Here is a 10357-nt window from a genome sequence, read left to right on the forward strand (position 1 = left end):
GTGGCTTTTTTTATTGTCTGTCTGGTTTTGTAGAGGATGATCGGTTTGAAAGTTTCTGTCTGGTTTGTGGTAGTTACGACGCTTTTCGTTACCTGCTTATTGACCGCTAATATTCTGGCAGTCAAGTTGATTACTTTTCAGAGATTTTTATTGCCAGCTTAATCCCTTCCATCTAGGTACCAGAGCCAGCTCCTGATGTCTGTATCAGGGGGTTGCTCTATTTTGTGGTTTCTACGCGCTGCCAGATGTCCTGACGTGAGCGGTGCTTGATGTGCAGTTCGAGCCAGACGCAGAGCCAGAGGTGGATGCGGGCAATCAGTAAGCAGCAGGTCCACCATTGTTCGTGCCAGGATTGAGCATAGGTGAGTGCAGAATAGAGGCCGGTGAGGGCTTCCCGTTGAAATGAGCGCATGTGTTCAGGCGGACGCACATAGCGTTGATCATTGGGATGGAGTGGAGGCGGCGTCATGGCTGCGCCTGCGCTACTACGGACCTTTTGGAGCAGCCAATCTTTATACGTGGTAGGATAGCGTACAGCAACGCGGGCCTCTGGCGCGTAAGCGAGAACATAACCTTGCTGCCAGACCAACTGTGAGATATAGGCATCGTCAGCCAGCGTCTCTAGAGGCATTGCTGTCAGGAGAAAACTGCGTGCCGCGTAAAGATAGCCTGAACAATCCAGGTAGCGCCGCTGCTGCGCATTGCGGGTGCGTATATAGTGGGCCCCTGCATCGGTGAGAAGATGGGACCAGTAGCCAAAGCACGATGTGCGAGGATTGGCTGAAATAGGCCGACCAGTAACTGCTCCACACTCAGGCTGCTCAAATGGTGCCAGCAACTCGGCAATGGCATTCTCCTGTACCAATACATCTCCATCACTAAAGACACAGATATGGCCTCGAATGTGTTTCAGGGCGAGATTCAAGGCCGCTGGCTTTCCCTCGCCTGTATCGATCAATTGTCGTACCTGCGGATAACATTCTGTAAAGATACGCACCACGGTTGCCGTCTCAGTATCCGGGCAGACCACAAGAATCTCATATGCTTCGGGCCAGTCCTGTTCTAAGAGTGCTTTGATGGAGACACCAACTGTCCTTGGTTCCTGGTAAGCGGTAAGAATGCAGCTGATCATGAATTTTTCCCTCAGAACTATAGAGACCATCCAAATTAGAGATATAACTGAGCCAGTGCTGCTTGTGTTATTGGAGTTTGCCTGATTCTATCAATATTTACTCTACTGAAGTCAATTCTTATGGTCAAGAAAATAGGACTTCCTTCCAATGCTGTATTTAAGCATATGATTGACAAATAGGCATGCATTATATATGTTGCCAGTCTTTGAATAGACTGATAGGGAATTTTGCCTGCCTATTAATGGTGCTTGTTATAGACATAAAAGAAAAACATGAAACTCAATCGCTAAAGATATTAATAAAATACTATATGGTTATTATTGACATATTTACGTGCCATGACAATCTGTGCTACGATATACCTGTTTATAAGAGTATTTGTTGGCCCTTGAGATAGAGTGAAATACTGCTCTATGTTGCTAAACTAAATATGTTTACTAAGGGGGAGTAAAACACTGAACATTGGAGTTCTAGATGATAACCCTGCCATCCTTGCTTTTTTATCGACTACACTAAAAATGGATGGACACACTGTCTTTACCCATATGAGTGGCGCATCTATGTTGGACGCTATCTTTCCTCTGACCAGTTCACCAGAGGATGCGCAGCCCTATGATCTGATTATTCTTGATCTTCTTCTTCCTGGCACTATGACGGGGGCAGATGTGTTTTTAGCTGTTCGCAAAGAATATGAATCCTGGCAACTTCCGATCGTTGTGATTACTGCGGTAAGCGGGCCTACACTTGAGCAGTTTCGGCGTATCCTACCTGATGATGTCCCTTTGCTCCGTAAGCCTTTTTCGCCCCGCTCTTTGCGTCAGTTAATCAATCATCTGGCTGAGGGATAAGTAGCTGTTATCACTATAGCTAGCTATTACAAATAGAAGCGTTGTTCTTCTAGATCAAGCTCATGTTCGATGGCATGCAATATCTCATCGTCAATCTGACCATGATCGCGTAGTGTGATAACAGCGTGGCGCTCTACGTTGATAATTTCGCGGCGGAACTGGCTATTAGCCTGTAAACGTTCTTCAAGGTACTCTCTCTTTTCGCTATCTTCATAAATAGTGATAGTATGCAAGCGTTGCTCGTAGTATTCCTGCAGGCGTTGTATAAACTCTGTGGTCACTGTTTTTTCTGCTTTCAATGCTTGCAGACGTTTCAATGCAGCTTTAACCGCTGTACGCCGTGCCAGGAGCATTTCCTGCTCAAATACAGTCTCCTTATTAAGCTTGAGGAGGCGAATGATCGGTGTCAATGCCAGACCTTGTCCCACCAGCGTGATCAGAATAACGCCAAAGGTGATCACAATCAGTAGATTGCGCTCAGGGAATAAGCTCCCGCTTCGTAGTGCCAGGGGGAGGGCCAATGCTGCGGCCAGGGCCACGCTTCCACGTAGACCCGTCCAGGCAATGATGACTGTCTGATCCCATTGTGTGTCCAATTCGTTTATACGCATACGACGATTGATGAGGTGAGGTAGATAGGCTGAGGTTAAAACCCAGGCAATGCGCACCACAATCGCAGTGATACTGATGAGTAGAATCGGCCAGATAACATGGATGATTGTTTGTCCTCCAAGTGAATCAAGGATGCTGCGCAGTTCGAGGCCGATCAATAAAAAGACTAATCCATTGAACTGGAAGACCAGAATATTCCAGTATGAATGAGCTGGTAGCCGTGTTTCAGATGTATAGAAGCGGGATGAATGACGGCTGATGTAGAGTCCTGCCGCCAGGGTGGCAAGCACACCGGATAGGCCCAGCGCTTCGGCGAGCAGATAGGCTGCATAGGGCGTGAGGAGTGAGACGGTAACTTCAATGACTGCATCATTCAAGAAATGATGCAGTTTGACAATAGGCCAGGCAATAACAAGGCCAATGATTACTCCACCGATACTCACGCCTACAAACTGGATTCCTGCCTGCCAGATCGAGAAACTTGCTGTTACAACACTTGCCAGCGCGAATCTATAAATAACCAATCCTGTCGCATCATTGACCATACTTTCTCCTTCAAGAATAGTCACAATACGACGCGATAGACCAACACTCTTGGCGGTCGCACCAGCGGTAATTGCATCCGTAGGAGAAATAATTGCACCCAGCACAAATGCAACGCCCCAGGGAAGAGCCAGGAAGGAGTGGGCAACGACCGCTACAATTACCGTTGTGGCTAAGACCAATCCAATTGAAAGGAGCAAGATGGGGCGCAGGTTGCTACGAAACTCACGCCATGAAATCTGCGAGGCAGAGGCATAGATGAGCGGTGGAAGAAAAAGAAATAAGATCAGATTTGGATCGATATGAATGGTAGGGAGTCCTGGAATAAAGGTCAGCAACAGGCCGCCTATGACCAGCATGATAGCGTAAGGAATATTGAGCCGTGTGGCGATAATGGCGAGTATCACGATGGCTACAAAGAGAAAGAAGATTAGCGTGATTGTTTCAGGCATATTAAGGTGTATCCTTTAGTGGTGTGCAAGCTCATAATCCGCTGTATAGAACAGATTATGGTTGTCTTGAATGATTAGGAATACAAATAGTATCCGCCGACCAGACTTCCCGGCACACCTCAAATATGCGTTTTTGTCAGTATACGTGACTATCTTTTATCTTACCATAGTTTTTATTGAAGAACCAGACAGAGAAGACGCCAGATGGTCACGATAAAAAATTCTTCATCGACATCTGGCGCATAAAGTGGACACCTGTCAGGTTTTTCTCCACTACATGGAAAAGGATCTCACTCGGCAAGAGGGAGTGTGATATAGCCTGGCGCACGTCCAATCCTGCTTATAATTGCTTGATATTGATCATAAGCAGGCACCAGTTTCGCTGATCCCCAGTTTTTTTGTGCCAGTGAACGCAGCAAAAGTTCAATCCCAGCGTCGATCTGTTGCTCTGTTTGTTCATTGGGATAGTCACACCATACATGTAACTTGGCTCCTACATTCAGAGGATGGTGTGGAGCAATAGTGTGTTGATTTTGAAAAATATGCTGCTCATATATCTCATAAATTTTTGCCGGGGATGGATTAAAGTGCGGCCCATTTCCATTTTCATCCACTGCGGGAGCAAGTACATAGTAGAGATAATCGCCGTTGCAATTCATAATGGAAATACCCCGTTCGACAATCTCAGCGGGTGTCAGACCTGAATCATCCCAATGTTCGTAAATCATATCAGCTGCAGCAGTAATCGCTGTGCCTCCATAGAGGCCATCATTCCAGGTGCGTGTTCGCTTGCCATGAGCTTTGACGATCTCATGAGCCCAATTGACAAAGCCGAGATAGGTATCCCGTTCAGTGGCATCAGGACCGTAATGATCGTGGGCATATTTCAGCAATTGCGGATAATCGGTATAGGCTTCGGTCATCAGATATTCATCGGCACCAATGTGCCAGTAAGGACCAGGGAAGAGTGGAATAAACTCATCCAGGAGATCTTTCAGCAGTACATAGGATGCCTCGTTGCCCAGATCGATATCCCCGGGTTTACGTTTTCCACTTGTACTGATGAGCTGAAGCTCCGGATGTTGCGCCAGAATCGGATCCATATGTCCAGGCATGTCAATTTCAGGTACTATCGTGATGTGGTAGCGTTGTGCCAACTCTATAAGCGCTTGTAGCTCTGCTTTCGTATAATATTGCTTAGATACTACTTCGGGATGACGCTCGCTTGGTAAACGGAAACCATAATTGTCAGAGAGGTGCAGATGGAGGTAGTTGTATTTCAGATAGGCCAGCTCGCGGATATGATTTTCAAGCCAGGGGATAGAGAAATATTTACGGCCCACATCTACCATCAGACTTCGTTGTGGATAGTCCGGCCAATCGCGTGCGGTCCCCGCTGGAAGCGTCTGTTGTTGCCGCAATAATTGTAACAGTGTGCGCGTACCATAAAAGACGCCATCCACAGTAGCAGCGCTAATGCTGATAGCACTACCGATCTCTAAGCGATATCCTTCAACTCCTAATGATGTATCATCGGAGATTAAAGACAGAAATATATCTCCATTGCCTGCTGACGCTGCACTTATAAGTGGAATGGAGAAGCCCGTTTGTTGCAAGATATCCTCAGCGAATACTGTACCTGTACTCTGTAATTCGAGGAAAGACGCTTGATCAAGCACAATATGCGTGTGTTCACTAAAGGTATATACGCCAGAGCTAGCTGTCCATTCTTGAAGTGCGGGAATAGTAGATGGACGTCCCTGTTTATCTATAGTGTGAAGTGAGGCAGATGAATAGTCTGGTACGCTCGTCATAAGCCCTCCTATAGGGAAGTGCGCTGAAAAGTAAAATGCGTAATAGTAAGAATTGTAACTTTTCTCAACATAAACTTTCTATGTTGGGAAAAGCGTACCTACTTTTGAGGCTAATGTCAAGTTATCTAGACCTCTAGATGGGAGTTGGGAAGGATCCTTTACCAATTCTGCGGTGTTGTGTTGGCAGAGCAGTATATAGAGATTATTTTGTTGGTTCAGAATCCATATATACTGCTCTGTCTGCGGAGAGGTTAAAGGTAACTCTGAAACCATTCGATTGTGCGTTGCACATAATCGAGATTATGTTGACGTTCGGTCAGCCCATGTCCTTCGCGTGGATATGTGACCAGTTCTACCGGGACACCAAGTTCTGACAGGGCGCGGTAGAAGGCGTAGGCTTGATTGAGTGGCACACAGGCATCATTTTCGCCATGTACAATCAGTGTAGGGGTGGCTACATGCCTGGCATAGGTGATGGGAGAGCGTTCCCGATACGTCTCTGGATGGGTCAGAGGGCTGATAGGCGCGCCGACTTTACCCAGGAAGCGCATATCCCAATCCTGAATATTGGTTTGCGCGTGGAAGCTATGATAATCGCTGATGCCTGCGTCCATGACCGCAGCTTTAAAGCGGGTTGTCTGGGTAACTGTCCAGGCGGTCATAAAGCCGCCATAGCTCCAACCCATAATGCCGATTCGTTCAGCATCGACCAGCTTACGTTCAACCAGATAATCGACGCCCTTCAGTACATCCTGCAAATCTTTGCCGCCCATATCGCCAATCACTGCATCCGCGAAAGCCACGCCACCACCCATACTGCCACGAATATTGGGACGAAGTACGGCGAAGCCTGCTGCCGCCAGAATTTGGGCGTGATATGACTCCCAATCATCCAGCCAGACACCAGAGGGGCCACCATGAACATGCACGACAAGTGGAGGTAGTGGCGCATTTTTCTCATGCTTCGGCCATGTAACTAACGCCTCAATCATCCAGCCATCGACGCTTTTATAGCGGATATGCTCGGTATTATTCAGTGCGAATGTCTCCTCCGCTAGCGGATTGAGGCGCGTAATACGTTGCCAATCAAGCGTCACCGCCTGATTGTTTTCGAACGCAAGTTTGCCCAACCAGACATCATGAGGATGTTGATGTGAATGAGTGGCGGCTATATGTTGCATATCCGTGCTGGTGGACAGGTGAGGATAACCGCGGTCCCCGATGAGAAAGTCATCGCTCAACGTTTTCATCGTACCCGTTTGTGCGTCGAGCGTGGCAATGCGTGTTGTCAGGCCCTTCCAGCCAGCGCAAAGAATTTGTTGTCCATCGGGATACCAGCGTAGCCAGGTAGGACTCCAATTGAGATCAGGTGTCATATGCCGTGTCTGGTTGGTAGCAAATGAGTGAATGTAAATATCGCCACCGCCGCGATCTGGATCGCTCCATTCTCCAGATACATAGGCCAGTTGGGTACTATCCGGTGACCAGGTCAGGGCAAAAGCCTGACGGGTGAGCCGGTTAACCTGACGAATGCTACCACCATTGGCAGCAACCAGGCCAATTTGGCCGCGATACCAATCGGTTTCCTCAGGCCCGTTGGCGTAGTATACAGCGAACTGTTTGCTATTGGGAGACCAGACATAGTGCCAGATCGACAACCCATCAGGCGTAACTGCTTCTGGGATATCGCCATCAATGCGCATGGTCCATAGGCGCTTATGACGCCCCTGGTTCGCATATTGATGGCGCGGATCTTGAGCTGGCTCCTCACCCTCAAGCGAGCAGAAAGCAATCCGTTTACCATCAGGAGACCAGGAAACAGTATGAATGCCATTAGGCATGCTACAGAGCAACCGTTCATCTCCTGTAGACACATCCTGTACATAGAGTTGAGCATGAGGGTCACTCTGGTCACTGTCAATAGTAGATGCAAAAGCGATGGAGCGGCTATCCGGTGACCAGGCTGGGGCTTGATCGCGCCTCTTACCTCTGGTCAAGGGATGTGGATCATTGTTGGCCGTATCAGTAATCCAAAGCCGATTACGACGTTTAGTTTGGTCTGGTAACCATTCGCCCACCAGAAAGACAATCTGCTTGCCATCAGGAGAAACCTCTGCCTGCGATGCGACACGCACGTTGAAGACTGACTCGGGCGTGACAGCGCGACGAGGAGCGGCCAATTGGGCATCATTTGAATTGATCTGTGAAACTGGGATACTCAAGATAGATACTCTTTTCTAGCACTCGTTCTCATATACAATGGACAACATCTGACTGCATGTATAGACCATACCTGACAACGTTGAACACAGGTATAGGATACACGATATTGTATACTGTAATCTCGCCGTACATAGTCTGTATCTACAAAAAGAGAGTTTCCCAGTTCCACGCAGGATTGTTTGATTATGTTTTTAAGAGATACTTGAACATGATATTTCTTCTTCATGTGAAATCACATGATTGATATGCTGGAGAGCCTGCTCGATTTCCTCTCCTGGTAGTTGTTGCTCATCATAATGCAGCACTACAGATTTCGATGGTAGATCAGTGGCAATAATTGTCAGAGTGGGCAATGGTGTCAGGGCAGACACAACCTTCTTCATACATCCCTGGCAACCAATCTTCGGTAAAGTTACCTTTGTTTGTTTGAACATATGTAACCTCCTGATAAAAATGAGTATAAATTCAGTATAAGAAGGTAAAAAAGGCGTTGTTTAGCTATTTATGTATTGAAATAGCTGGTACTCTGTCAAGCATATGCTCGAAGTTCTGTATCTATGAGCAATTGACTCAGATGAATTTGCAGTATCTCCCCCTTTTTTTCTCTTCCAGCTTTGTGGTTATTCTTCTCCATATGCAATGCTATACCTGATCCTGTGCTATGATACGCACACACTATCGCTATAAAATTGGATTGGATGATCTATGACTATAAAGGGCGCACAGAGCACAGATGTAGTGATTGTAGGGGGTGGAATAATTGGCTGTGCTACTGCGTATTTTTTACGAAAAGCTCAGCTATCTGTAACTCTACTGGAGCAAGGCGAAATAGGACGTCAATCTTCAGGCGCGGCGGCGGGGCTCCTGGCACCTCTTGGTGCTCTCAACGGACCTGGACCATTTACTGATTTATTGCTATGTGGTTTTCAACAATTTGTTGAACTGGTGTCAGAATTAGAAGATGTAAGTGGTTTGAAGCTTGATTTTGTACGTTCGGGAACGTTGCGTGTGGTGCGTGATCTTAAATATGTAGCGCGTCTGAAAAAGCGCCTGGAGGCATGGCAGACTCTCGGTTTGCACTTATCCTGGCTGGATGGCGTAGATGTACAGCAACTTGAGCCAGCGTTGCTTCCGACTATTGCCGGTGCTATCTATGCTCCTGATGAAGCTCAGATTAATCCTGTGCGCTTTGTTGGGGCATTTGCGAGTGCTGCATGCCAGCTAGGGGCGCGGCTCTATCAGCATACTACCGTGAGCGAGATTATCCATGAGCAGAATAAAATAGTCGGAGTGAGGACTGCTTCTGGCACTACGTTTACGGGTCAGCATGTTGTGCTGGCAGCTGGTGTATGGTCCGAGCATTTATGTAGCCCGTTGAATGTTACTCTGCCCTTACGTCCTATACGTGGTCAAATGATAGCCTTAGAACAACCAGCGCCAGCCCTGCGACATATTGTTTTTGGCGATGCTATGTATCTCCTTCCCAGAGATACACATGTCCTTGTCGGTGCAACCAGGAAAGATGCGGGTTTTGATGTGAGTGTGACGCAGGAAGAAACATTACAATTGCAACACGCAGCCATAAGATTGATGCCTTCTCTGAAATCCAGTGTACTTGTACGCGCATGGGCTGGTCTGCGTCCAGGCACACCGGATCGTTATCCAATCCTTGGACCGGTGCCTGAATGGAAAAACCTGGTGCTGGCAACGGGCTATAACAGTGTTGGCTTAATGTTAAGTGCTATTACTGCCCGTGGAATTGCAGCGTATGTTATGACTGGCTCGCTACCCGAGATTATGCAGCCATTTACGCAGCAGCGCTTTCAAAAATCCTGACGACAAGATTTTCCAAAAGCGATATTGTGAGACTTGAAAAAGACACCCCGAAAACCCTTGACAAGACCATCTTGCGTATGGCATACTCATTGAGCTGTCGAAACGAAACAATCATACTTCCCTTTTTGAAGGGATTGTGCTCCTGTTTGTTCGAACATCCTTTGTGCCACGCTAATGTGGCTCCTCTGAGATCATGCATCTCTCACGCGCTTCCCAACCTGGTTGAGATTGCCGGGAGCTGTCGGCTCTTTTTTCGGATCGTCTCCTTGCTGGAGACAGCACGAACGATGAGTAAAATGAATTTAGCGCAAGCGCAAATCCCCCGGGAAAAACGCTTGACAAACCACAAGGGATATGCGATACTACGGGAGTTGAAGCGAGCAAGCGAAAAGAAACGTACTGCTCCTCGACACACCAAAAACAAAGAGTACCTTGACAACTGAAGAGTGGAAAGCAGAACAGTAACTGGAACTATACAAAGAAAAATTTATAGCTCCTGTCAATTCAGCTGTAGCGATGCAGAAATGCGTCGGCTAGAGCAAACACATAATCTGCGAACAATTGCCATGTTTTTGTAACTTGGCCATGATCGCTTTTCTCATGCAATTTACAGACGTTCGTTGAAGGTCTGTGCTTTATAAAATTGGATGGCGAGTTTGATCCTGGCTCAGGATAAACGCTGGCGGCGTGCCTAACACATGCAAGTCGAACGCTCTTCGCAAGAAGAGAGTGGCGGACGGGTGAGGAACACGTGGGCTATCTACCCCCTGGTGAGGAATACCGGCGAGAAATCGCCGACAATACCGCATATGCTCGTAAGAGCAAAGCTCGCAAGAGCGCCAGAGGATGAGCCTGCGCCCGATTAGTTGGTTGGTGGGGTAATGGCCTACCAAGAC

General features: G+C 47.4%; 7 protein-coding genes and 1 rRNA gene. 3 read left to right on the top strand and 5 right to left on the bottom strand.

Features of this window, described 5'->3' with window-relative positions; genetic code table 11:
* Positions 1-217 precede the first annotated feature (217 nt).
* Positions 218-1132, bottom strand: coding sequence for a glycosyltransferase (locus F1593_RS02760; protein WP_172631814.1), 915 nt, complete (start codon positions 1130-1132; stop codon positions 218-220).
* A gap of 462 nt (positions 1133-1594) precedes the next feature.
* Between F1593_RS02760 and F1593_RS02765 the strand changes: the two genes are divergently transcribed.
* On the top strand, positions 1595-1981 hold the full coding sequence (locus tag F1593_RS02765; RefSeq protein ID WP_268907002.1) for a response regulator: 387 nt from the start codon (positions 1595-1597) through the stop codon (positions 1979-1981).
* A gap of 26 nt (positions 1982-2007) precedes the next feature.
* On the opposite strand, the gene F1593_RS02770 is transcribed toward F1593_RS02765, so the two are convergent.
* From F1593_RS02770 to F1593_RS02785, 4 genes are all read right to left on the bottom strand, one after another.
* Positions 2008-3588: a Na+/H+ antiporter gene (locus F1593_RS02770; RefSeq protein WP_149400040.1), complete on the bottom strand. Its 1581-nt coding sequence runs from the start codon at positions 3586-3588 to the stop codon at positions 2008-2010.
* 290 nt (positions 3589-3878) lie between these two features.
* Positions 3879-5402, bottom strand: coding sequence for a beta-N-acetylhexosaminidase (locus tag F1593_RS02775; protein ID WP_149400041.1), 1524 nt, complete (start codon positions 5400-5402; stop codon positions 3879-3881).
* Positions 5403-5653: 251 nt separating this feature from the next.
* Entirely contained in the window at positions 5654-7624 is a 1971-nt protein-coding gene (locus F1593_RS02780) for an alpha/beta hydrolase family protein (RefSeq protein WP_149400042.1), read from the bottom strand.
* 192 nt (positions 7625-7816) lie between these two features.
* Complete coding sequence (locus tag F1593_RS02785) at positions 7817-8059, bottom strand: heavy-metal-associated domain-containing protein (protein WP_149400043.1); 243 nt, start codon at positions 8057-8059, stop codon at positions 7817-7819.
* A gap of 271 nt (positions 8060-8330) precedes the next feature.
* On the opposite strand from F1593_RS02785, the gene thiO reads away from it, so the two are divergent.
* Positions 8331-9461 carry a glycine oxidase ThiO gene (gene thiO, locus F1593_RS02790; RefSeq protein WP_149400044.1) on the top strand — a complete coding sequence of 377 codons (1131 nt, stop codon included), beginning with the start codon at positions 8331-8333 and terminating at the stop codon, positions 9459-9461.
* 644 nt (positions 9462-10105) lie between these two features.
* Positions 10106-10357, top strand: a 16S ribosomal RNA gene (locus F1593_RS02795); the annotation flags it as partial.

It is taken from the genome of Dictyobacter arantiisoli (genome assembly GCF_008326305.1).
Taxonomy (GTDB): Bacteria; Chloroflexota; Ktedonobacteria; order Ktedonobacterales; family Ktedonobacteraceae; genus Dictyobacter; species Dictyobacter arantiisoli.